Raw genomic sequence first — 23,898 nt, 5'->3', positions numbered from 1 at the left:
CTCGGCTATTGACCACCTGTCGCCCGCCGCGCATGATGCCGCCACCATGGGCGCTCCCTGCAGCCTCACCACCAGCACGCTCACCCGCCGGTCGTTCGCCCGACGCGCCCTCGGGCTCGCGGTCTTCTCGGCAGGCGCGCGCTCGCTGGCCGCACAGGGCACGCAGGCCCAGACGCCGCTCTTCGCCTACGTGGGCACCTACAGCGGGTCGCCCGGCGCCGGGCAGGCCAACGGCCGCGGCATCCACGTGTTCCGCGTCGACCGCGCGAGCGGCGCGCTCACGCCGATGGGCGTCACCGATCACGACACGAGTCCCAGCGCGCTCGTGTTCGATGCCAGCGGCACGCGCCTGTACAGCACCGACGCGTCGGCGAGCGTGGAGGGCGGCTCATCGGGGACGGTCAGCGCGTTCGCCGTCGATCCGGCGACCGGCCGGCTGACGCGGCTGAACACCGTGCCCTCCGGCGGACTCGGACCGACGTACGCACGGCTGCATCCGTCGGGTCGCCACCTGTTGGTGGCCAACTACGGCGGCGGATCGGTGGCCGTGTTGCCGGTGTTGCCCGATGGTCGCCTCGGTCCCGCCACGGACGTGAAGAAGACGACAGGCCCCCTCGGCCCGAAGGCCGCGGCGAGCGCGCCTCCCGGCAGCTTCGCGATCAGCGGCCACGACGCGCCGCACGCGCACCAGATCGTGCCGGACCCCACCGGCCGGTTCGTGCTCGCGCCCGACCTCGGGCTCGACAGGATCTTCGTGTGGGCGTTCGACGCTGCGACCGGCACGCTCAGCCCCGCCGCAGAGCCTTCGGTCGCCGTGCCGCCGGGCGACGGACCACGCCACCTCGCCTTCCATCCGAACGGGCGTTGGCTCTATTCGATTCAGGAAGAGGGCTCGACGATCGTGCGGTTCGACTACGACGGCGTCGTCGGGAAGCTCACGCCGCGCCAGACGGTGCCGACGCTGCCGGCCGGCTACGCGGGGAGCAACTTCACGTCGGGGATCGCCGTGTCGCCGGACGGACGCTTCCTGTACGGCGCCAATCGCCTGCACGACAGCCTCGCCATCTTCGCGATCGGTGACGAGGGCGGGCTCACGTGGGTCAGCGAGGAATGGACGCGCGGCGACTACCCGCGCAGCTTCACCATCGCACCCGGTGGCGATTTCCTCTACTGCTGCAACCAGCGCGCCGACCACGTGACGACGTTCCGCGTGGACAGGCAGACGGGTCGGCTGACCTTCACCGGACAGTACACGCCGGTCGGCAGCCCGTCGGCTCTCGCCTTCCCGGGCATCGTCGGGTCCTGATCTGGGGCGTCGACGTGAACGTCGACGCCCACGAACGGGTGAGGATTCAGGTAGGGCGGGGTGTCCCACCCCGCCGTTCATCGATAACGGCGCGGTCGGAGACCGCGCCCTACCCCTTCATTCCATCTCGGCTTCGTGGGGGCCCGGCATCGGCGCGGCGAGGATGGCCTGGTCGGCGACGGTCTCGTGGCCGTCGAGGATGCGATGGGCGCGGGCCACGTCGAGCGCGCCATCCCACCTGGCGACGACAAGGGTCGCCACGACGTTGCCCACGAGGTTGGTCAGCGCGCGCGCCTCGGACATGAAACGGTCGACGCCGAGCAGCAGCGTGAGTCCGGCCACGGGAATGGTGGGCACCGCGGCCAGCGTCGCTGCCAGGGTGATGAAGCCGCTGCCCGTCACGCCCGCCGCGCCCTTCGAGGTGACGAGCAACAGTCCGAGGATCGACACGGTGTCGCGCAATGACAGCGACACGTCGGTCGCCTGCGCCACGAACACCGCCGCCATCGTCATGTAGATGGCCGTGCCGTCGAGGTTGAAAGAGTAGCCGGTCGGCACCACCAGGCCGACGACCGACTTCGAGCACCCGAGGCGCTCCATCTTCGCCATCACCCGCGGCAACGCCGACTCCGACGAGGACGTGCCCAGCACGATCAGCAGTTCCTCGCGGATGTAGCGAATGAGCTTGATGATGCTGAAGCCGCACGCCCAGACGATAGCGCCGAGCACCACGAGCACGAACAGCAGGCACGTGATGTAGACCGCGGCCATCAGCTTGCCGAGCGAGAGCAGCGTGCCGAGGCCGTACTTGCCGATGGTGAACGCCATCGCCCCGAACGCGCCCACCGGCGCCAGGCGCATCACGATGCCGACGACGGCGAACAACCCGTGCGCGAAGGCCTCGAGGATGTTGACGAGCACCGCGCTGCCCGGCTGCAGGTGCAGCATCGCCAGGCCGAAGAGCACCGAGAACAGCAGCACCTGGAGGATGTCGCCCCGGGCGAAGGCGCCGACCACGCTGTCGGGGATGATGTTGAGCAGGAAGTCGACGGCGCCCGTGTGCGCAGCTCCCGAGGTGTACGCGCTCACGGCCTTCGTGTCGAGTGTCGACGGATCGACGTGCATGCCGACGCCCGGCTTCACCAGGAACACGACGATCAGGCCCACGACCAGCGCGATGGTGGAGACGACCTCGAAGTACACGAGGGCGCGCAGGCCGACCCGGCCCACGTCCTTCATCGCGCCCATCTGGCCGATCCCGACGACCACCGTCGTGAAGACGATCGGCGCGATCAGCATCTTGACCAGCTTGATGAAGGCGTCGCCGAGCGGCTTCATCTCCGCGGCGAGTTCGGGCCGGACGGCGCCGAGCAACACGCCGAGGGCGATGCCGATGAGGACCTGGACGTAAAGGCTGCGGAACACTCGGTCTCCCGGGGTTGGTGCGCCCAGCGCCGCTCGCGGCATGACGGCCCTCCGCGTTGCCGGCGCGCGGCGCGTCACGTAGAGTAGCGCGGTGCTGCCCAGCCGCCCGCTCCAGAGGGCTGCCGGGGCAGACCTGATCTGCCTCGGGTTGGTCGTCGGAGACGCGCCGCGCGCCGCGGCGCAGGCTCCGTCCCTCACCCTCCCCGACCTGATCGCCGCAGTCGCAGCGGGCGCCCCCGACGTGGCCGCGGCAGGCGCCGCCCGTGAGGGCGCGGCGGCCGAATCGGCACTGGCTGGCAGCGCGGCGATGCCCGCGCCCAGGCGATGGCGCAGGTCAACCGGGCGACGACCAACAACGTGTTCGGCATGCTGCTGCCACCCGGCACCGTGCCGCCTATCTCCGCCCCCCGGCCGCCGAGGCACTGTGCCACCAGCGTGTGGGGCCGGCCCCCGAGGCGGCCAGTCGATCGCACCCCGAACTGCTGGCGCGGGACGCTCGGAGCACGCACGCGGCTACGCGCCATCCTGATGGCCGCCGGCGCCAGGCTGGCCGGGATGCTGCCCATCGCCTCGGTGCGTTCGATGCGCGTCCCGGTGCCCGGCGTCTGCGCACTCGTCCAGCGCGGCGCAGCCACGGCGGCATCGCTGCACCCGGACGTCTCCCGGCCTCTATGCCGACGTCACGTGGCCAGGACGCGCGGGGCGGGAACAGTGGCGCGTGCCCGCGACGGCCGTCCTCCGGACGACGGCGCGCGTGTTCGATCATCAGGGTCGCGCGCGGCAGGGCGAGCTGGGTGGACCTCGAGGTGGTCTCCCGAGAGGGCGATTACGCCGACGTGGTCGGAGCGCTGGGGGCAGGCGATGCGGCGCGCCACCGACGAACTGCGCGACGGCACGCCGATCACCCCGAAGTAGTGGCACCCGCCGGGGGCGGGACGCCCGGCGCGACGAGGCGGCGCGCCGGAACGCCAATGGAGGCGTCCCGACACGCCTCGGGACCGACGCGCACGCGCCCGCGGCGCCGGGCCCTTCCGTGCTGTTCAGAAGCGGTACCGCAGGCCCACGAACGCCAGGTGCGCGTTGTAGCTGGGCGCCAGGTACGTGCCCAAGTTGAACAGGCGATTGCCCCACTGGAACGACCGCGAGGTGTCACGCAGCAGCGTGTCCGCCCCGACCTGTTCCACCCACGGCCCCTCGGCTCCCTGCTGCCAGTCGGCGAGCCGATAGCGTTCGTACCCGTAACCGACCACCAGCCACACGGCCTTGACGGGCACCTCGAGCCGCACGTTCACGGCATGGAGGTCCTCGGAGATGGCCGAGGGATCGGTGAAGAAGAACTCGTGGTTCGGCGGAAACGGCGTCCCGTCGAAGCTGACCTCACCGAAGCCGTCGTAGGCGATGTCCACGTCCGCGAGCGAGACGGTGTAGTCGCCGCTGAGGAGGACGCGGTCGGGCACGAGGTGGAACACGAACCCGGCACCACCACTCCAGGTGCGGTCGTCCATGTCGGCCGACCAGATGCTCGAGGGGCGTGTCCACGGGCCGAGCACCGCCGTGTTGATGGCGCTGGGGTTGGCCTTGTTGTTCTCGTTGAACTCCAGCGATCGCTGCGCTTGCGTACCGACGTCGTAGTTGAGGAAGGCGTTGAACGTGGCGCGCGGCGTCGGCTGGTAGAACACGTCCACGCCGTACCGGAGGCGGTTGTCCTCGAGCAGGCCGAGCTGGATGCCTGGCGTCGTCGCCGACAGTTCGCCGACGCCGGTCTTCAGCAGCGGCTGGATGGGGTGCACGTCGCTGTCGAAGTCGTCCCCGCGGTAGCGCACGTAGGCCGTGACGCCGGCCACCTCGCCGGCCGTCGCGTTCACGGTGACGTCGTACTGCCGCCGCAGGCGATCGATCACGTCGTACCGGCGCATGTCGGGGTGGTTGTCGAACGTGAACTGCGGGTTGTTGTTGTCGTTGGCGTCGGCCGGCGCGTACCAGTAGCCCTCGGCGGGCACGTGGTACTCGTACTCGCTGCCGTCGCGATCGCCGCGGAGCATCCGCCCGGTCACCGTCATCCACCGCGCGGGACGCAGCCGGATCGACGCACGGAGCACGTCCTCGGTGGTGTCGGCTTCGCGGTAGGTGCGATCGATGTTCTCGCGCTCGTAGGCCGCCTGCAGACTGCTGCGCCAGAACCCGAGTCGGTAGGTCGCCTCCACACCGCCGTGTTGGCGGTCCCACCCGTAGGGAAGGTTCACCCGCTTGTTGACGTAGGAGGCCGTACCGTTCAGGTTGGACGTGTCCGACGTGATGTACTGCCAGTTGGACATCGGCGTGTCGTTGTCGAGGGTGTAGCTGCGCGCGAAGGCGCGCACCTGCAGCCGCGACACCGGCGCGATCGCGTAGTCGGCAGTGAAGTAGCGCGTGTGCATCAGCGCCTCGGCGTTGGCGCGCGGCAGCGTCTGCACGGCGAGGGCGCCGTTGTGCACGGCGTAGGGCAGGAGTCCCTGGTTCTGCTCCATGCGACCGAAGGAGCCCGACACGCTGAGACGGCTCTCGGCGGGGAGATCGACGGCGCCGGAGGCGGTCGCGTTGTGGTAGCGGTTGTCGGGCGGCAGCGGCCGCGCGCCGGACGTGGCGACGAGGCGATCCCATGTGTCGTAGTCGGCACCGGGCGCCGCGGTCGTGTAGAGGTTCTGCCAGCGCAATGTGTCGATGTTGTTCTCGAAGTCCGAGTACAGGTACTCGCCGCGCACCACGTACCCCGCGCCCTGGTGCTCGGCGGCGAGCGTGAGGTCACCGGTCACGTAGTCCACCGGTTCTGCGAGCTGGACGTTCAGCGTCCGGGGTGGGCGATCGCCGATGGGGCCGAACGTCGACTTCGCGCCGCTCTTGTCCCACCGGTCGTAGGTGGCCGAGAGCTTGAGCAGGTCCGAGGCGAACCAGCCGAAGCGGAACGTGTAGTTGTCGTTCTGCGTCTCGAGCCCGATCGGCCGCAGGTACTGCGCCTGGTACTGCCGAATGAGTTCGTCGCTGGCCAGCACGCCCGCCGTGTCGGCGGCCGAGGTCGCCAGTTTCTTGAACGTGATCGGGATGGTCGCCGGCGCGGTGAGTACGCCCGGCGAGCTCTCGGTGTAGGCCGAGACCGCCTTGTTGCTGTAGACGTGCGGCGTGCCCACGAAGTCGAAGGACACGCGCCATGCACCGGGGCGCGACAGCCCGACCCCGAGCGTCGTGTCGTCGCGGCCGATGTTCACCCCGCCGACGGTGAAGTCGAGGCCCTTGCTCTGGCTCCACGCGTTGAACCGCAGGTGCGACAGGAACACGCTGTCCTCGAGATCGCGGTACTGGGTGAACGCCGCCGAGTTCGTGTCGTTGTCGACGGCCAGCCCGCCGCCGGTCACGCTGCCGGAGATGACGGTGGGCGCGGCCCCCGGTGCCGCCGGTGCGGGCGTCTGGGATTGCTGCGCGATCGCCGGAGAGGCGATCAGCAGGGCGAGGATGATGGATGTCCTGGTCATGGCCGCCTCCTAGCGGGTGAGCTTCGGGCCCGACGGGTGATTGGATCCGTGGACGCTCGTGTGGCAGTTGGAGCAGCCGCTGCCGTAGGGGTTGCTCACGCGGTTGTAGCGAGGCAGGTTGATGTGCCCGCCGTACGAGTGGCAGGTCAGGCACAGAAACGGATCCTTCGCCGTGAGCAGGTTCCGCTGATTCGACCCGTGAGGGGTATGGCAGGTGGCGCAGCTCTCGCGGACCGGCGCGTGCTCCCACAGGAACGGCCCGCGCTTCTCCGCGTGGCACGTGAAGCAGGTGTCGTTGAGCGTCGGCTTCTTGAGCAACGCGTCGTTGGCGCCGTGCACGTCGTGACACGAGGCGCAGTCCATGCGGCCCTCGCGCACCGGGTGGTGCGACATCTTGTTGCCCTCGGCCCTCACCTCCTGGTGGCAGCTGAAGCAGGTGTCGTTGGCCGACGCCTTGATGAGCAGCCCCTTCTCGCTCTTCTGTTCCATCGGGTCGTGGCACGAGATGCAGCCGACGCCGTTGGCCTGGTGCACGCCGGCCTTCCAGGCCATGCGCGTGGCACCCTCATGGCACTGCAGGCACACGCCCGAGGTAGCCGAGGCGGCCGGGTCCATCTTCAGCTCGGCGGTGGGATCGGCGACGTGCGCGCTGCGCGGGCCGTGGCAGCTCTCGCAGTTGCCCTTCGCCGGATCGAGGGCGAAGGCCTTCGCGTGCCGGGTGTGGGCGAAGGACTTCATGGGGTCTTCGTGGCAGGACTGGCACGTCGCGTCGTCGTTGACGAAGGTGGCGCCTGCGAACTTCGGGTTGACCTTGGTCCAGTCGAGCGCCTTCTTGGGCTTGGCCGCCTCTGGCACCTGCATACCGACGGCGACGGAGATCAGCCAGGTGAAGGCAGCGAGCCAGATCCAGCGATGACGCTTCATGACGGATGACTCCTGCGCGTATGGGGCTTGGCCCGTCCGCGATGCGCGGACGCGCCGTCCCAGGACGTCACCCGAAGTATCGGAAATCCGGCAGCTCTGGCGCCTGAAGAGTTCCTGAAGATTCGTTAAGGCAGGACAATGCCGGCAATCCGGCAGATCAAGGGCGCGGCAGTTCCAGCACCGCGCGCGTCCCCTTCGTCGGCGACTCGGTGAGCAGGAAGCGACCGTGGTTGATGACGATCGCGCGGTGAACGATGGAGAGGCCCAACCCCGTCCCCGGGACGTGCGAGGTGCCGTCCGTGGTGACGCGATAGAAACGGTCGAGCACGCGGCTCCGTTCCTCCACGGGGATGCCCGGCCCTTCGTCGTCCACGACCACGCGGCTCACGCCACCGGTCGTCTCGCCCCAGACACGGATGCGTCGTCCCGCGGGCGTGAACTTGATGGCATTGTCGAGGACGTTCAGGATGGCCTGCCGCACCATCGAGGGGTCGGCGAGGGCCGGCAGCGGGGCAGGCAGGTCGACGTCTATCGCGACCCCGCCGTCCTCGGCCAGGATTCCGATCCGCTCGACGACCTCGCGGGCGACCTCGGCCAGATCGAGGGCCGAGAAGCTCGGCCGCGTTCGACCGCTCTCCCACCGCGACAGCGTCAGCAGGGTGTCCACAAGAGCGGCAAGCCGATCGGCCTCCTCGAGCATGCTGCCGATCACCTCGCGGTACTCCGCCGGGGTCATCGATTCCCGCAGGCCGACCTCGCCCACGCTCTTCAGCGCGGTGAGTGGCGTCCGCAACTCGTGCGAGGCATCCGCGGTGAAACGTTTCAGGTGTGCGAAGGACGCCTCGAGCCTCGAGAACGTGTCGTTGAAGACCACGGCGAGCATGCCGAGTTCGTCGGTGGGGTTCTCGATGGGCAGGCGCTCCGACAACCGGTCGGCGCTGATGACCCGGGCCTGGTCGGCCATCCGTGCCAGCGGCGTCAGCATCCAGCCCGAGATCACGTACCCGGCGGTTGCCGCGACCAGCACGGCCAGCGGGACTCCTCCGGCAAACAGAAGCAGCAGGCGCCGGAAGTCCTGTCGCAGGGGGTCCTCCGTGCGTGCGACGCGGAGCCAGATCCGACGCCCCTCCAGCGTTCGCGAAACGGAAAGCACACGCACGTGCGCGCCCGCCGGCGTCCTGATGGTCTGCAGTCCCGCCGCCGCGGCGTGGGGCAGCGGCATCGACGCCGGGATGGCCGGGTTCCACGCCGGCAGCCCTCGCAGGTAGAGCGACTCTCCCTGCGCCCCGTAGACCTCCACCCAGCGCTGGCGCGCGCCGTCGTAGCCCAGATCCCGATCGGACGGAGTCCGCCACGTCACGGCGGCGCCGGCGGGCACGATCATCTCCGCGGCCACCTCGAGGTCTTCCCGGAGGTGGTGGTCGAGCGCCTCGCGCATGGTTCGCCACTCGACCCACAGCAGCGCCCCGAAGCACGGCGCGAGGATCAGCAGGAGCGAGGCGGCGAACCAGATGGTCAGCCGGGTGCGGAGCGTCGGTGTCCTCACCCGCCACTCCTGACGAGAAAGCCGACGCCACGCACCGTGTGGATCAGGCGTGCGCTTTCGTCACGATCGACCTTCTTGCGCAGGTGCGTGATGTGCACGTCGATCACGTTGTCGAGCGGAGTGCCGCGCGAGGGTTCCTTCCACACCTCGCGGGCCAGCATCTCCCGCGAGACGATCTGGCCATGGTGGCGCACCAGGTACGCCAGCAGTTCGAACTCGCGGGCCGTGAGATCGATGGGAACGCCACCGCGCGCCACGGTGCGCGCCAGCAGGTCGATCTCGAGGTCGGTGATGCGGAGATGATGTCGGTCCTCGCCGCTCCCCCGGCGGCGCAGGGCGCGCAGCCGCGCCAGCAGTTCGGCAAAAGCAAACGGCTTGGCCAGGAAATCGTCGGCGCCGGCATCGAGCCCCTGCACCCGATCCTCGAGCGTGTCGCGTGCAGTCAGGATCAGCACCGGCGTCGTGATGCCGCGGGCGCGGACACTGGCCAGCACCTCCATGCCCGAGCGACCCGGCAAGCCGAGGTCGAGAATCACGACGTCGAACCCCTCGGTGGTCGCGCGGAAGTAGCCATCCTCCCCGGTGCGGGACACCACCGCCGTGCAGCCCTCGAGTTCGAGGCCGGCCTTCAACGCCTTGCCCACCTTCGGGTCGTCTTCAATCACGAGGACGTGCATGGCGACGTCGATTGTGTCATGAGGGCATCGACGCGCCTCGCGCTATGCTCGGAAGCCGGGACCCCGCGATGACCGATGATCCACGGCAGGCATACAAGGCACGCTTCGAGCGCGAGCTCGAGCCGGAGCGGTACGAGATCTTCGAGCTGCTCCAGGAGGAGCCGGTCACCGGGCACCGGTTGCCGGGCACCGGAGTAACAAGGCAGGTCGAACCCGCCCCCGCCGTGTCGGGGCTCGACCGGCGGGCGTTCCTCGCGCTCGGCGGCGGCCTGCTCTTCCTGGTGTCGGTGCGCGCGCAGGGACGCGACGTGCCGGTGCGCGTCCAGGTAGCGCCCGACGGCAGGTATCGCGCGTTCACCGGCAAGGTGGACATGGGCCAGGGGGCCCGCGCGCTCCTCACCCAGGCCTTCGCCGAAGAACTCGGCGTCACCGTCGATCGCGTCGAGCTGGTGATGGGCGACACCGATCTCTGCCCCGACGACGGCGGCACGTGGGCAAGCCTGACCACGCCGCAGACCGTGCCGGTGATCCGTCGGGCCGCGGCCGCCGTGCGCGCCAGGCAGACCGGCGGTTCGGACGCGCTCACGCCTCCCGCGGACTGGCGCGTCCTCGGCCAGTCCGTCCGTCGCCTGGACGGCCGCGCGATCGTCACCGGGACGCGCGACTACCCCACCGATCTTCGCGTCGCCGGCATGCAGCACGCCGTCATCGTCCGCAGCCCGCACCACAAGGCGACACTGGCCTCGCTCGACACCAGCGCCGCGGAGACCGTCGACGGCGTGCGCATCCTGCGTGATGGTGATCTGGTCGCCGCCGTGAGCCCGGAGCCAGGGCGGGCGCGGCGGGCCGCCGCGCTCGTCCGCGCCACGTGGACACCCACGCCGCTGACGCCACAGGCGGACTGGCCGGCGCTGTTCCGGAAGACGGCGAACGCCCCCGTCGAGCAGCCCGAGGCGCGCTACCCGCCGCTGTTCCGGCAGGGCGACGTCGATGCCGCGCTGCGCGGCGCGGTGCGCACGCGAACCGACAGCTACGGCCTCGCGCCCATCGCCCACGTGCCGCTCGAGCCACGCGCGGCGATTGCGACGTGGGACGGCAATCGCGTGACGGTGCAGTCTGGCGCCCAGGCGCCGTTCCTGGTGCGCCAGGAGGTGGCGCGCGCCTGTGGCGTGCCCGAGTCGCAGGTGCGCATCGTGGTGACCGGGGCCGGCGGCGCGTTCGGCGGCAAGCAACGGGGCGAATGCGAGGTCGAGGCGGCGCGCCTGGCGCGCCTCGCCGGTGTGCCGGTGCGGGTCGCGTGGACGCGCGAGGAAGAGTTCACCTGCAGCTACACGCGACCGGCGGGCGTGCTCGACGTCGAGAGCGGCGTCGGCGCCGACGGCCGGCTCGTCGCGGTGAAGTTCACCAACTTCAACAGCGGCGCGGCGGGCCTGCGCTGGCCGTACGACGTGCCCCACCACTGGATCGGCTTTGCGCGCACGCAGTCCGACGTGCGCCAGGGCAGCTACCGTTCGCTGGCCGCCGTCGCCAACGCCTTCGCGCGTGAATCGACGATGGACGCGTGGGCCGCCGACCTCGGCGTCGACCCGAAGGCCTTCCGCCTGCGCCATGTCAGCGACGCGCGGCTGCGGGCCGTGATCGAGGAGACGACGCGCCGCTTCGGCTGGGACTCGAAGGGCCGGGCCGGCACGGCTGGCCGCGGCGTCGGCCTGAGCTGCACGATCGAGAAGGACGCGCGCCTGGCGCTGTGCGTGGAGGTCGAGATGCGCAAGGGCGCGCCGCACGTCACGCGCATGGTGGCCACCGGCGACTTCGGCGCGGCGCTCAACCCGGACGCGCTGCAGAACCAGATGACGGGCGCGCTGATCCAGGGCATCGGGGGCGCCCTGTGGGAAGCGGTTGCCTTCGACGGCACGGCGCAGCTGACCCGGCGGCTCTCGGGCTACCGGGTGCCCCGCTTCAGCGACATGCCGCAGATGGACGTGCAGGTGATCGACAGGCGCGACATCGAGCCGGCGGGCGCCGGCGAGTCGTCGATCACGCTGACGGCGCCGGCCGTGGCCGCGGCAATCGCGTTGGCGACCGGCGAGCGGCGCCGGTCGCTGCCGTTGTGGCCGGGCCGCGGAACGGTGTAGGCGTCGGGCTCGCCCGACGCCCAGTGAATCATCACTGACCGTCGCGCGAGCGCGACGGCTACTGATCGAGCCCTGCTAGGTGCCGGGCTTGACGATCGGCGTCACGACCAGCTTGCGGATCGCGACCTTCGAGTGGTCGCCCTGCACCATGATGGGGCCGGGCGCGAGTTCGTCGGCGTCCATCGCGCCGCCGGTGATCGCCGGCAGCAGCGCGTTGTCGTGCACCTTCTTGCCGTTGAGCACCGCGGTCACGCGGTTGCCGACGACGACCGCCTCGAGGATCTGCCACTCTCCCGGCGGGTTGCCGGCGTAGACGTCGGCGCGCTTCCAGCCGTAGATGTCCATGAGCAGCCCCGGGTAGCTGGTGGTGCGCCCCTCGGGGTTCAGCATCAACTGCAGCTCGTAGCGCCCGCGCAGGTAGATGCCGCTGTTCTGGCCGGCCCCGAGGTTGAACTCGAAGTTCACCTTGAAGTCCTTGAACTTCTCCTTCGTGTGCGGGTTGCACGTCGAGCGCTCGCCGCGCTCGGGGACGCCGTTGGTCATCACGCCGTCGGCAATCGTCCAGCGATCGACGCAGGAGTTGGGGGTGCCGTCGCCGAGGCCGGCCCACGTCTCCTTGCCGACGCCGGCGCCGACGATGACCACCGGCTTGCCGTAGGTGTGCGCGCCATTGGCGTTGGACGGCGGGAACTGCGGCTGCCGCACGCCCACCCAGTTGACCGTCCGGGGCGCGGGCTGCGGCCGAGGGGTCGCGCCCGGCGGCAGCGGGCAAGGCGTGCCAGGTGTCTCGTGGCTGCCGATCAGCTTGCCGCCCTCGAGCTTCGCCCGGTACAGCGGCCCGCACGCCGGCTTGGGCAACTTCTCGGCGCCGCCCCCGTACTGCCACTGCAACTCGCCGTCGACGACCTTGATCCACGACACGGGCGTGGCATGGCCGCCGCGATCGAGGAACAGCGCCTGCAGCTGTCCATCGACCTCCTTGACGTCGAGGAAGTACACCCCACGGGCGTCAGGGCCAGTGGGCGTGATGTTCCATCGCCCCACGTAGGGCTGCTGTTGCTGGGCCGACAGGCCCACGACCGCGGCGACGCCCACCACGGCGAGCGCCAACACTGACTTGAACGAGACGTGCATGCGAATCCTCAGGAGGGTGACGACGGGACGGGCAGGACGCCGCCACCTCCCGTCGCCGACGAGCGACTTACTGCGCCTTCTTCTTGATGCCGAGCGCGTCGAGCTTCGCGATCATCACCTGCCCCGCCGTCGCCGTGTTCGGCTGCCGGTCGATGTCCAGGATCTTCCCGTCGGGACCGATGTAGAAGGTCCAGCGCGCCGCGAACTGCTGTTCGGGCGGACGGTCGGTGCGGATGACGCCGTACTTCATCGCCGTCGCCTTGGACGGGTCGGCGAGGATCGGGAAGTCCGCCTCGTGCATCTGGGCGAACTTCGTGTTGTCTTCAAGGCTGTCGACGCTCGCCATGAAGTACGTGATGTCGTAGGTCTTCAGGATCGGGCCGCTCTCACGGAGCGACTTGCATTCGGCCGTTCAACCACCGGTGAAGGCCTTCGGGAACCAGGCGAGCACGACGGTCTTCCCCCGGAGTTCCGACAGCTTGTGCGTCTTGCCGTCGGATCCCGGCAGCGAGAAGTCGGGCGCCATGTCGCCCACCTTCAGGTCTGCCGAGTACTGCGGTGCAGGGGCGGGTGCCGCTGCCGGGGTTGGCGCCTGTGCTGCCGCGGGCGACGCGCACAGGCACGCCACAAGGCAGAGGGACAGGAGTCTGGACATGCGGGGATGGTAGCACCGACGCGCTACGGCCGTTGAGATCCTCGGCCCAGCCGTGCCGATGGCCGCTCACATCGCGTGGCCTCCGCCACGCCGGCATGATCTCGGGCACGTTCGACCGAGGTGCCGGTCGGGGACGTCGAGACGGGCCCGCGACAGTCGCTCGTTCAGGCGAACGGATTCTTAACTTCCACGCCGCGCACGACCTGACCAGCGCGGAGGTCTTCGCTCCAGCAGACGCCGCATCCAGACTCGGCCGCCGCGTGCAGGATCATCGCGTCCCAGAAGGAATACTGCGTCGTCCGCTGCAGCGCGATCGCCCCCAGCACGTCCGCGGCGGTCGGCGCGAACACCTGCCACGCCGCGAACTCGCGCACGCGCTCCTCGGCCTCGTCGATCGAGAGCGGCGCGGCCACCTTGCTCGTCACGGTGACGAAGAATTCCTGGAGCACCTGGACGCTGAGGCGCCCCTCCTCGGTGTCCCAGAGCCGATCGAGGAGGCGAGCCGCCGCGACCTGCTTCGCCCCGGCCGAGGCGTCGAAGGCGTACACCAGGATGTTGGCGTCGACGAACTCGGCGGGTCGGTCAGCGCTCATGCAGGTCGTCGCGCGTCCACGACGCGCGACCGCCCGTCCCGAGCGAGCGGGCGCCCTTCATCGCGACACGTGCCCGCCGACGGGCCGCGGCGTAGCGACGATCGTGCTCGGCGACGCGAGTCAGGGCCTCGGTCATGATGGCCGACACCGACGTGTCGCGGTCCGCGGCCACGCGCTTGATCTGGCGAAGCAGGTCACGCGGCAGGCTGAGAGTGATGTTCTGGGTCTCGGCCACGAAAAACAGTGTAGCACGAAGAAACGTGGAGCCTGTTCGCGCTGGTCGCGCTGCCCTCGGACGCCCGCGTCGGCTAGAGCCGCCCGGTGGCCACCAGGGCAACGACCACCGCGGCCGCGGCGATGCGCCACCAGCCGAAGACGGCGAGCGGACGCCGTTGCAGCCAGTTGACCATCCAGACGACCGACAGCATGGCCGACACCCAGGCGGCCAGGAAGCCGAGGGCCATCGCGCTCACGCCGTAGGCCTGCACCATCGCCTCGCCGCCGTCGAGCAGTTTGTAGGCCGTGGCGACGCCGAGCGTCAGCAACCCGAGCAGGAACGAGAACTCGACCGCCGCGGCCAGCGACAGGCCGGCGGCGATGGCCCCGAGGATGGTGGCGAAGCTGCGGCTCACGCCCGGCCACAGGGCCGCGCACTGGCACAGCCCGATGACCAGTGCCGCCCGCAGCGGCACGTGGTCGAGCGCGGCGCCGCCGGGCGCCAGGCGCGGCGACACGTACAGGATGACCAGGCCGCCGACCGCCCACGCCACCGCGACGGGTAGCGCGCCGAACAGGTAGCCCTCGATCAGGTCGTCGAACAGGAAGCCGGCGATGGCGAAGGGCAGGAACGCCACGGCCACCGCGAGGGCCAGCCGCAGGCCCGCCGGATCACGACCGATGACGCCGAGCAGCATCGAGACGATGCGGCGCCAGTACAGCACCAGCACGGCGAGGATGGCGCCGCCCTGGATGAACACGGCGAACGCGTTGGCCGCCTCGCTGGCCTCGATCCCCAGCAGGCGCTGCGTCACGAGCAGGTGTCCCGTCGAGCTGACCGGAAGGTATTCCGTGAGGCCTTCGACGAGGCCGAGGACGAGAGCTTGCCAGGCGTGCACGGGACGAGATCATCGCACGCGCGCCGCGAACACGAGGCGCCCGAAGCGTTCCGGGTCGTGAAAGCCCCGGTCGGCCTGCGTCGGCGACCACGCCGCGTACTCGTCGTCGGCGCGCAATTGCCGCAGGGTCGCGTCGATGGCGGCCCGGCGGTCCTCTGCCGCCGCCCGTCGCTCCTCCACCAGCGCGTCGATGCGCGCCGCCTTCTCCACGCCGCCGGGCCGCGTGATGCGGTAGAGGCCGACGCGCCACGTGTCGCCGATCGCCGGTGCGGCCGAGACGCCGGCGCCGCCGAGCGCCGCCCACGGGATGGCCATCTCGGCGACCCAGCCGTCGGCGTGGCGCGCGATCGCGGTCTGCAGGCCGGCGACGTCCCAGCGGCGCGCCTCGGGTCCGCCGGCCCGCGGCTCCGCGATCAGGAGGTCGACGACGACGTTGTGCGGGCTCACCTCGATCTCGGCGTACTGCCGCCCGTCGCCATCGGGATCGAGGAACACCTCGACCACTTCCTCCTCCCACAGGCGCGCGTCGCGCTCGGTGTACCGGCCCCACGCCTCGCGGCCCGACGAGGCGAACGCGACGTAGAGGTGCGTGTCGTCCCACAGCACCGCGGCGTCGGTCGGATACGCGGGTGGGCGGGCCGGATCGGTGATCAACCGGAACGCGCCGACGCGCGGCGCCAGCGCCCAGGCAGGTTCGTCGAGGCGGCCGTCGATGCGGACCGGTTCCTCGACGCGCCGGGCCTGGTACGTCGGCACGTCCGCCTGGGCCAGCAGCACGCCTGCGCTGGCGCCCAGGACCGTGGCGAGCGCACCACCCATCGCCGCACGCGGCAGGGCCACCCGGATCACGGCGCGCCGAGGGCGTCGACCGCCGCGATCCACGTGCCGTCGGGACGACGATGCGCGTCGACGTGGTGGGCCGCCTTGCGCATCCAACCGTCGCCGTTGGCCTCGATCAAGGGGGCGCTGACCGGCGTCTCGGCGTAGGCCGTCGACGACAGCGTGGTGATGCGGCAGGCACGCACGGCGCGGCCGTACGTGGGCACGCAGTCCTGTGCGACGCGATACAGCGCGCCGTCGTGCACGAAGGGCCGCCCGGCCGGCCGTGCCAGGTGCGCGTCCTTCACCACGACGGGGCTGCGCGGGTGCTCGACGAACGGCCCGGCGAGATCGTCGGCGTGGAACAGGCGGAGCGTGTCGTTACCCGGCGGCGAGGTGAACAGGTACCAGCGCCCCTCGTGGCGCAGCAGGGTCGGGCTGATGAAGTGCGTGTCGGCGTCGCCCGCGAGGAGGTCGCGCACGAACTCCCACCGGTCCGGAAACGCCGTTGCGCGATAGAGGCGCACGGTGGTCCCCGTGTACGCCTCGGGCACCATGTACCAGGTGCCCTGCCACTCGAAGACGTAGGGGTCGGAGAGCACGAACGACTCGCGGATGACGGTGCGGCGGAAGCGCCACACCCGCCCGTCGCGGCTCTCTGCCAGCCCGATGCCCCCCTTGTTGACCGACAGGTCCTTGGCCGTGAAGAACAGCCAGTGCCGGTCGCCGGCGATCACCAGGTTCGGGTGGGCGACCGTGTCGATGCGGAGGTCGGGCATGTCGGTGACGTCGGCGCCGCGCAGGATGGGCTGCGTGGCCCCGGCCAGCGGGGCCAGCGCGAAGGGCGAGGGCCCCGCGAACATTCCGAGCGTCCAGAGGTCGGCAGGCGCGGCACCGGCGGCCGGCGCGGGTTGGGCAGCGACCGGCCGGGCACCGGCGCACGCCGCCGCCAGGACCGCCAGGGGCAACTGGAGTGCCTCGCGTCGTCTCATGGCCGCAGCCCCTGCTCGAGGAACGCGCGCCGCTCGGGGGTCGCCACCGGCATCGGCCCGGGGGCCTCGCCGAGACGCATCGTGACGTGCGCGCCCGGTGCCCACGCCGGCCAGCGCGGCAGGCCGGCGCCGTTGGGGTCGCCCGTCCTGGCGAAGTTGACGAAGTAGCTGGCCATGCGATCCGACACGATGCGGTCGACCGGCTCCCAGGCGCGCTTGCCGCGGCCGACGGTCCCGAACACGTAAGGCACCTCGGACGTGTGGTGGGCGCCGAACTCCGGGTGCTCCGGCCACGGCGTCACGCGATCGAAGTAGTAGGTGTACACGGTGCGACTCGCCTGCACCTGCGACGCGGCCCACCGGTCCATCGTCACGCGGGTGCGGTCGCGGCCGGCGGCCTTGCGCGCGGCCGGGACGTCGGCGTCGGTGGCCGCCGGGTACAACGCCAGGAACGCCGCCGCCTGCGGTCCCCAGGCCTTCTCGGCGTCGGCCCGCCACGCCGCCAGGCTCGGCTGCGGCGGCGGTCCGCCCAGGCCGCCGCCGTTGGTCCCGATGTCGTCGGCCGTGAAGCCCACCATCACGGGCACCTGCGACGCCGGCGCCTCGGTGGCGATCACGTGGCCATCGATGAGGGGCCACGCCGGCGGCACCGCGTTGCCCTTGCTGACCGCCGGGGCGATGAAGGTGGTGGCCGGCAGCGCCCGCAACTCCGCGAGGCTGCTCGCGCCCTGCGCCTGCGCGAACTTCACGCCGGCGGCTTCGCGCTCGGCGAGCGTGCCGCCGCGCCCCGGGCCGGAGGCGCCGATCAGGCCCGGCCCCGCCATGCCGATGGCGCGCACGAACAGCCCGCGGGCCAGCGGCGACCGCATCAGCATCGCCACCGAGACCCCGCCGGCCGACTGGCCGAAGATCGTCACGTTGGCCGGATCACCACCGAAGGCCGCGATGTTGTCGCGCACCCACCGCAGCGCCGCGACCTGATCGAGGATGCCGTAGTTGCCCGACACCTTGTGCGGCGACTCGGCCGTCAGCTCGGGATGCGCGAGGCCGCCGAGCACGCCTACCCGATAGTTCAGGCTCACGACCACCACGCCGCGGGCCGCCAGCGCGGCGCCGTCGTACACCGCGACGGCGCTCGACCCCTCGTTGAAGCCGCCGCCGTAGATCCAGACCATCACGGCGCGCGGCCGCGCCGCGCGCCCCGCCGGCCTCCACACGTTGAGGTTCAGGCAGTCCTCGCCCACCGCGTTCTGCGTCATGTACTCCTCGGTCCACGGCAGGCGCGAACCAGGCTGCGCCTGCATGCAGCTGGTGCCGAATTCGGTGGCCTGCCGGACGCCGGTCCAGGCGGGCGCCGGCTGCGGTTCCCGCCAGCGCAGGGCCCCGACCGGCGGGGCAGCGTACGGGATGCCGAGGAACGCGGTGACGCCGGGCACGCTGGCCGTCGTGCCAGCCACCAGGCCACCGGTGGTCTTCACCGGGGCCGGCGACACCTGGTCGCGGGCCCGCGGCGCGACGACGAGGGCGAGGATCGCGAGGACGAACGCGCCGACGCGCGCGCGGTGGGACCGGGATGGACGCATTGGGGAACCTCGCGGCGCATTCTACGCTCGTCGCGCGGGCCGCGGGGTCCCGACGATCAGCGGGTGGCGACGGGGAGGCGCGACACCGCGGCGCGCACGGCGTCGGCGGTGATGGCCAGGTGCGACGTGTGCCAGGCGACCGCGCCGTCGAGCACGAGGAGCATCTGCGGCGACTGGTGACGCACGCCGAGTCGCGCGGCGATGGCCTCGCTCACCGGACGGCTGCGCTGCACCGACACCAGGTGGACCGGCACGCCGAAGGCCGCGTCGGCCACCAGGGCCGAGACTTCCTCGTGCGCCTGCAGGGACAGCCCGCAGGTCTCGCTGTGCTTGAACAGGAGGATGGGACCACGGTGCGACTGGGCGAGCAGGGCCTCGAGGGCCTCGAGGGAGGTCAGCAGGTTCATCGACATCCACGATACCCGAACGACGCGCCCTACGCCGATTGCTCGAGCCGGTCCTTCAGGACGCCGAGGCGGCGCAGTTCGTCCTCGAGGGCGGTCCGGCGGAGCGGCTTGGAGAGGTAGCCGTCCATGCCGGCAGCGAGACAGCGCTCGGCGTCCCCGGCCATGGCGTGCGCGGTGAGGGCGACGATCGGCACCCGGAGCCGCTGCGACGCCGCTTCAGCGGCGCGGATGGCCGCGACGGCCTCGAACCCGTCCATCTCCGGCATCTGCACGTCCATGAACACCACGTCGAAGATGCCGCGCTGCCACGCCTCGACCGCCTCGCGCCCGTTGCTGGCCAGCACCACCTCGCACTGGCTGGCCCGGAGCATGCCTTGCACGACCCGCTGGTTGACCGGGTTGTCCTCGGCCACCAGCACCCGGACGAGCGCCGGCACCACCTGTCGCGGCCGTGCCAGCTGCGCCGCCGGGACGGGCGCCTCTGGAAGGGGCGCCGCCGGACCGTCCCCGCCCACGGGCGCCTCGGCGGCGGGCCTGCGTGTCGTCCCGAGCGCCGCAGCCGCGATGGCTGCCACTGCCGTGCGGCGGAGGGGCTTCACGAGGGTGCTGGTGGGGGCCAGGCCGGCCGAGCGCGGCGACTCCGCGGTGCTGAGCATGGCGACGATCGTCGGCATGCGTGGCCCGAGCGAGAGCCGCTGCAGGCGTGGATCCTCGATCGCAGTGCAGTCGGCGAAGACGGCGTCGGCGGTGCGCAGGTGCGCCAGGGCCTCGTCGACGTGGGCGCAGGCGCGGACCTGGGCGCCCCAGCCCGACAGCCACCGACGCAGCACGTCGCGCGAGGCCGGGTGGGCCTCGATCACCACAACCGCCTGCGACGCCAGGGTGCCCGAGGGCAGGTCGGACGCCAGCGGGACGCCAGGCGCCACCAGCAGCGGCAGGTCGAAGGCGAACGTGCTGCCCTGCCCGACGACGCTCGACACGGTCAGGGTGCCGCCCATCAGCGCGACGAGCCGGGCCGAGATCGTCAGGCCGAGGCCGGTGCCGCCGAAGACCCGGGTCGTCGATCCGTCGGCCTGCGTGAACGCCTCGAAGATCGCCTGCTGCCGCTCGGCGGGGATGCCGACACCAGTGTCCTTCACCGCGAAACACAGGCGCGCGTCGCCATCGGGCGAGGTGCCCAGCTTCACGTGCAGCTGGACCGACCCGGTCAGCGTGAACTTGATCGCGTTGCCGAGCAGGTTGATGAGCACCTGGCGCAGCCGCCCCTGGTCGCCGAGTACGTGCTCGGGCAACCCCGGCGCCGGATCGCACACCAGGTCGAGCCCACGCTGGTGGGCACGCACGGCCAGGGCCCCCAGCGCGTCGTCGATGGCGGCGGGCAGCGAGAACGGCACCACCTCGACGTCGAGTCGTCCCGCCTCGATCTTCGAGAAGTCGAGCACGTCGTCGATCACCGAGAGGAGCGACTCGGCCGACCGCCGGATGGTCTCGACGTAGTCGCGCTGCAAGGGCTCCAGTCCGGTCTCGAGGGCGAGCTCGGTCATGCCCAGCACGCCGTTCATCGGCGTCCGGATCTCGTGGCTCATGTTGGCCAGGAACTCGCTCTTGTACCGGTTGGCCGCTTCGGCGCGCTCCTTGGCCTCGCGCAGTTCGGCGGTGCGCAGCAAGACGGTCTGCTCGAGGCTCTCGCGATGGTGCTGCAACTCGCCGTACAGCGAGCCGATCTCGCGCAGCATGTCGTTGAACGCGGTCACCAGCACGCCGATCTCGTCGGTCCGGTTCACCGCCGGCAGCGCCACGTCGAAGCGCCGCGACCGGCTCACCTCGGCCGCGGCATCAGACAGCTGCCGGAGCGGCAGCACCAGCGGCCGCTGCAGCAGCGCCCCCAGCCCCCAGGCCACGGCGAGCGACACCGCGAACACGCCGCCGAAGATGGCCAGCATGCCGAGCAGCCGGGCCTCGAGTTCGCGCAGGTCGGCGACGACGACCAGCCGGCCGACACAGCCTCCCTCGTTGCAGATGTCGCGCGCGACCTGGATCGTGCTGCCCGAGAACGCGGTGCCCGGAGCCGGGGCGGTGCTCGGCGGCGCGGCCGCGCCCTGAGCGCGATATTGGGTGAGCAGGACGCCGTCGCGCCGATACAGGGCCGCCGACAGCACATCGTCGCGCGCCGAGAAGGAGGAGAGGGTCGCCTGCGCGGCGTCGACGTCGCCGAACGTCAGGGCGGCGTCGCTGTTGATGGCCACCAGCCGGGTGACGCCTTCGAGTTCGTGCGCCAGCTGGACGCGGGCCGTCCGCGTGTCATAGGCCACCAGCCCCGCCCCCGTGAGGGCGAGGCCGCAGGCGCTGGCGGCGATGAGCGCCAGCGTGAGGCGATGACGAAGGGACAGGCGAAGACGCATCAGCGGGAGTGCCCGTTGTCCCGTGTATCGGCGCTATGGGTCACCCGCGTGAACCCGGCCACCGTGCTGGCGAAGCCGACGGGGACGGCCGATTGGTAGGAGGACCCGGTGCCCCCGGCTTCCTGATGCCCCTGTCCTCCGGCTCCCCTGCCTGCTCGACGCTCCGGTCGGCGCTCGTTGCGGCCGTGCTGGCTTGCGCCACGCTGGCCGCTGGCGCGCATCAGGTCGGCGAACGACAGCTGAAGGCCGAGATGATCGTCCGGATGCTCCGGCTGGTGACCTGGCGGACCACGGGGCCCGCCGACCCGACCGCCGCGCTCGCCATCGTGGTGGTGGGCGATGCGGCCCTTGCCGACGCGCTCCGTGAGGCATCGGTCGGTCAGCGCGTCGATGGCCGCGCGCTCGGCGTCTCGGGGGTGCCCTCGCTCACGCTCCTGCCGGCCTCGCCACCCCCGGTCGTCGTCCTGGCCGCCTCCCAGCGTGCCTCCGCGCCAGCCCTGGTGCGGGCGGTCGAGCCCAAGGGCGTGCTGACCATCGGCGAAGGCGAGGGCATGGGCCAGGCCGGCCTGGTGATCGGCGTCTACGTCGACGGCGATCGCATCCGCTTCGATGCCAACACCGGCGCCGCCGCACGCGCCGGCATCACGCTCAGTTCCCATCTCCTTCGTCTCGCTCGCATCGTCGGGTGATTGCCATGCTGCGCCCCTCCCCTCTCCTCGTCGCTCTCTGGCTCGCTGCCGCCCCGGTGCTGGCCCAGTCGCCTCCTGCCGCCTCGCCCTCCCCGCCGGACACGGCGCTGACCGGGCAGTCCCTCGAGGAGCTGATGACCATCAAGGTCGACACCGTCTCCGGGGCGGCCAAGCGCGAGCAGCTGGTCACCGAGGCGCCCTCGTCGGTCACGGTGGTCACGGCCCATGAGATCGCGACGTACGGCTGGCGCACCCTCGCCGAGGTGCTCCGCGCCCAGCGCGGCTTCTACGTCACCTACGACCGGAACTACGCCTACCTGGGCGCCCGGGGCTTCGGCCGCCCCACCGACTACAACAACCGCGTGCTGTTCCTGGTGAACGGACACCGGCTGAACGACAACGTGTTCGATGCGGTCGGCCTCGGCACCGACTTCCCCATCGACATTCAACTTGTCGATCGCATCGAGATCATCAGGGGCCCCGGATCGGCGCTCTACGGCACCAGCGCCTTCTTCGCCGTCGTGGACGTGATCCTCAAGAAGGGCGCCGCACTCGGTGGCGTCGAAGGCAGCCTCGAGAGCGCAAGCCTCGGCACCTGGCGGGCCCGCGGTTCCTTCGGCGCCTCCGACGAGCGCGGCCACGACCTGCTGCTGTCGGCATCGCACCTGACCAGTGATGGCGCCAGCACGCTCCACTATCCGGAATACGACGATCCGGTCACCGGCCCCGGCATCAGCGTCGGCGCCGACGGCGACCGCGCGAGCTCGCTGCTGGCCAGCGTGCGTCTGGGACGCCTGGCGCTGGAGGGCACGATGGTCGAGCGCGAGAAGCACCTCCCGACCGGCGCGTGGGGTACGGCGCTCAGCGAGCCCGCCTCGCAGACCATCGACAGGCGCGCCTGGTTCGGCGCGACCTGGCGCGGCGACGTCGGCACGACCAACCTGACGGTGCGCGGCTTCTACGACCACATGCGCTACGAGGGGACCTACGTCGGCGAGGAAGACACCTACGCGGAGTACTCCGGCGGTGACTGGCTCGTGGGCGAGCTCACCGCCTCGCGACGGCTGTCGCCACGGCACCGCCTGACGTTCGGCTCCGAGTATCGTGAGCATCTCCGGCAGATGCAGTTGATCGACCGGGGCGCCGGACCGGAGGAGGACAACCATCGATCGCGGCAGCTCGGTGTCTACGTGCAGGACGAGGTGCGCCTCGGCGAGAAGGTGAGCGCCGTGCTCGGGGCACGCGCCGACTACTGGAGCCTCGACGGCTGGAGCGCCCATCCGCGGCTCGGCCTCATCGTCCGGCCGGATGCCGACACCTCGTTGAAGTTCCTGTACGGCGGGGCATACCGCGCGCCGAACGCCTACGAGCGCTTCTACACGCAGGAGGATTTCGTCGCCAATCCTGCCCTGAAGCCGGAAACGTTGCGCACCGGCGAGGTCGTCGCCGAGCGCTACGTGGGTGGACGACTCCGGCTGTCGACCTCGGTGTACGTGACGCGGATCGAGAAGCTGATCTCCCAGGTGGCGATCGGCGATTCGGCCACCTACGCCAACGCGTCCTCGGCCCACGCGGTGGGGGCGGAGTTCGAGGCCGAACGCCGGTGGGTCAACGGTGTGCTCCTGCGCGGCAGCGTCGTCGCCCAGGACACCGACGATGGCACCACGCACGAACGGCTGTCGAACTCGCCGGGGATGCTCGGCCTGTTCCGGCTCGAGAGTCCCATCGTGACGCGGCGGGCGACACTGGCGCTCGACTGGCAGTACGTCGGGGAGCGTCACTCGGACCTCGGGGCGATCGCCGACGCGTATGCGCTGACCAACCTCACGTTCCGCGTCACGCCGCGCGGGCTGCGCGGGTCCATCGCCGCCTCGGTCTACAACCTGTTCGACGTCTCCTACGCCGACCCCGTCGGCGCGGAGTTCCGCCAGGAACTCATCGGCCAGGACGGCCGCACCTTCTCGCTCCGGATCACGCTCGGGTTGTGAGC

General features: G+C 71.2%; 20 protein-coding genes. 4 read left to right on the top strand and 16 right to left on the bottom strand.

What is annotated here, in order from left to right; genetic code table 11:
- The first annotated feature begins 46 nt into the window (after positions 1 to 46).
- A complete protein-coding gene (locus TBR22_RS08535) occupies positions 47 to 1,306 on the top strand; it encodes a lactonase family protein (RefSeq protein ID WP_239492549.1) in 1,260 nt (419 codons plus the stop codon).
- 117 nt (positions 1,307 to 1,423) lie between these two features.
- Here TBR22_RS08535 and TBR22_RS08530 read toward each other — a convergent pair whose 3' ends face one another.
- From TBR22_RS08530 to TBR22_RS08510, 5 genes are all read right to left on the bottom strand, one after another.
- Positions 1,424 to 2,773 carry a dicarboxylate/amino acid:cation symporter gene (locus TBR22_RS08530; RefSeq protein WP_239492548.1) on the bottom strand — a complete coding sequence of 450 codons (1,350 nt, stop codon included), beginning with the start codon at positions 2,771 to 2,773 and terminating at the stop codon, positions 1,424 to 1,426.
- A gap of 998 nt (positions 2,774 to 3,771) precedes the next feature.
- Positions 3,772 to 6,237 (bottom strand): MtrB/PioB family outer membrane beta-barrel protein, encoded by a 2,466-nt coding sequence (locus TBR22_RS08525; protein ID WP_239492547.1) that lies wholly within the window; start codon positions 6,235 to 6,237, stop codon positions 3,772 to 3,774.
- A 9-nt stretch (positions 6,238 to 6,246) separates the two neighbouring features.
- Positions 6,247 to 7,161 (bottom strand): DmsE family decaheme c-type cytochrome, encoded by a 915-nt coding sequence (locus TBR22_RS08520; protein WP_239492546.1) that lies wholly within the window; start codon positions 7,159 to 7,161, stop codon positions 6,247 to 6,249.
- A 157-nt stretch (positions 7,162 to 7,318) separates the two neighbouring features.
- On the bottom strand, positions 7,319 to 8,707 hold the full coding sequence (locus TBR22_RS08515) for an ATP-binding protein (protein ID WP_239492545.1): 1,389 nt from the start codon (positions 8,705 to 8,707) through the stop codon (positions 7,319 to 7,321).
- A complete protein-coding gene (locus tag TBR22_RS08510) occupies positions 8,704 to 9,384 on the bottom strand; it encodes a response regulator transcription factor (protein ID WP_239492544.1) in 681 nt (226 codons plus the stop codon). Before TBR22_RS08510 ends, TBR22_RS08515 begins: the two co-directional genes overlap by 4 nt.
- A 68-nt stretch (positions 9,385 to 9,452) precedes the next feature.
- On the opposite strand from TBR22_RS08510, the gene TBR22_RS08505 reads away from it, so the two are divergent.
- Positions 9,453 to 11,519 carry a xanthine dehydrogenase family protein gene (locus TBR22_RS08505; RefSeq protein WP_239492543.1) on the top strand — a complete coding sequence of 689 codons (2,067 nt, stop codon included), beginning with the start codon at positions 9,453 to 9,455 and terminating at the stop codon, positions 11,517 to 11,519.
- 75 nt (positions 11,520 to 11,594) lie between these two features.
- Here TBR22_RS08505 and TBR22_RS08500 read toward each other — a convergent pair whose 3' ends face one another.
- From TBR22_RS08500 to TBR22_RS08450, 11 genes are all read right to left on the bottom strand, one after another.
- Entirely contained in the window at positions 11,595 to 12,653 is a 1,059-nt protein-coding gene (locus TBR22_RS08500) for a DUF1080 domain-containing protein (RefSeq protein WP_239492542.1), read from the bottom strand.
- Between the two features lie 67 nt (positions 12,654 to 12,720).
- The gene (locus tag TBR22_RS08495) at positions 12,721 to 13,179 is read right to left on the bottom strand and encodes a redoxin domain-containing protein (RefSeq protein WP_239493482.1); all 459 of its coding nucleotides are present in this window, start codon (positions 13,177 to 13,179) and stop codon (positions 12,721 to 12,723) included.
- Complete coding sequence (locus TBR22_RS26920) at positions 13,066 to 13,308, bottom strand: redoxin domain-containing protein (RefSeq protein ID WP_239493537.1); 243 nt, start codon at positions 13,306 to 13,308, stop codon at positions 13,066 to 13,068. The genes TBR22_RS08495 and TBR22_RS26920 overlap by 114 nt, the downstream gene beginning before the upstream one ends.
- Positions 13,309 to 13,472: 164 nt before the next feature.
- Positions 13,473 to 13,901 carry a PIN domain-containing protein gene (locus TBR22_RS08485; RefSeq protein WP_239492541.1) on the bottom strand — a complete coding sequence of 143 codons (429 nt, stop codon included), beginning with the start codon at positions 13,899 to 13,901 and terminating at the stop codon, positions 13,473 to 13,475.
- Positions 13,891 to 14,136, bottom strand: a complete 246-nt coding sequence (locus TBR22_RS08480; RefSeq protein ID WP_239492540.1) for a ribbon-helix-helix protein, CopG family — start codon at positions 14,134 to 14,136, stop codon at positions 13,891 to 13,893. The genes TBR22_RS08485 and TBR22_RS08480 overlap by 11 nt, the downstream gene beginning before the upstream one ends.
- A gap of 73 nt (positions 14,137 to 14,209) precedes the next feature.
- A complete protein-coding gene (locus TBR22_RS08475) occupies positions 14,210 to 15,016 on the bottom strand; it encodes an undecaprenyl-diphosphate phosphatase (protein WP_239492539.1) in 807 nt (268 codons plus the stop codon).
- A 9-nt stretch (positions 15,017 to 15,025) separates the two neighbouring features.
- Positions 15,026 to 15,856, bottom strand: a complete 831-nt coding sequence (locus tag TBR22_RS08470; RefSeq protein ID WP_239492538.1) for a carbohydrate-binding family 9-like protein — start codon at positions 15,854 to 15,856, stop codon at positions 15,026 to 15,028.
- A 5-nt stretch (positions 15,857 to 15,861) separates the two neighbouring features.
- Positions 15,862 to 16,827 carry a hypothetical protein gene (locus TBR22_RS08465; RefSeq protein WP_239492537.1) on the bottom strand — a complete coding sequence of 322 codons (966 nt, stop codon included), beginning with the start codon at positions 16,825 to 16,827 and terminating at the stop codon, positions 15,862 to 15,864.
- Entirely contained in the window at positions 16,824 to 18,410 is a 1,587-nt protein-coding gene (locus tag TBR22_RS08460) for a carboxylesterase/lipase family protein (RefSeq protein WP_239492536.1), read from the bottom strand. Before TBR22_RS08460 ends, TBR22_RS08465 begins: the two co-directional genes overlap by 4 nt.
- A gap of 56 nt (positions 18,411 to 18,466) precedes the next feature.
- Entirely contained in the window at positions 18,467 to 18,817 is a 351-nt protein-coding gene (gene ytxJ, locus TBR22_RS08455) for a bacillithiol system redox-active protein YtxJ (RefSeq protein ID WP_239492535.1), read from the bottom strand.
- Between the two features lie 29 nt (positions 18,818 to 18,846).
- A complete protein-coding gene (locus TBR22_RS08450) occupies positions 18,847 to 21,219 on the bottom strand; it encodes a response regulator (protein WP_239492534.1) in 2,373 nt (790 codons plus the stop codon).
- Positions 21,220 to 21,344: 125 nt separating this feature from the next.
- Between TBR22_RS08450 and TBR22_RS08445 the strand changes: the two genes are divergently transcribed.
- On the top strand, positions 21,345 to 21,908 hold the full coding sequence (locus TBR22_RS08445; RefSeq protein ID WP_239492533.1) for a YfiR family protein: 564 nt from the start codon (positions 21,345 to 21,347) through the stop codon (positions 21,906 to 21,908).
- Between the two features lie 5 nt (positions 21,909 to 21,913).
- Complete coding sequence (locus TBR22_RS08440; RefSeq protein ID WP_239492532.1) at positions 21,914 to 23,896, top strand: TonB-dependent siderophore receptor; 1,983 nt, start codon at positions 21,914 to 21,916, stop codon at positions 23,894 to 23,896.
- Positions 23,897 to 23,898 lie beyond the last annotated feature (2 nt).

Origin of the sequence: Luteitalea sp. TBR-22 (genome assembly GCF_016865485.1) — a bacterium.
GTDB lineage: Bacteria > Acidobacteriota > Vicinamibacteria > Vicinamibacterales > Vicinamibacteraceae > Luteitalea.
Note: the sequence above shows the minus strand (reverse complement) of the source record. Positions and strands in the feature narration are given on the sequence as shown.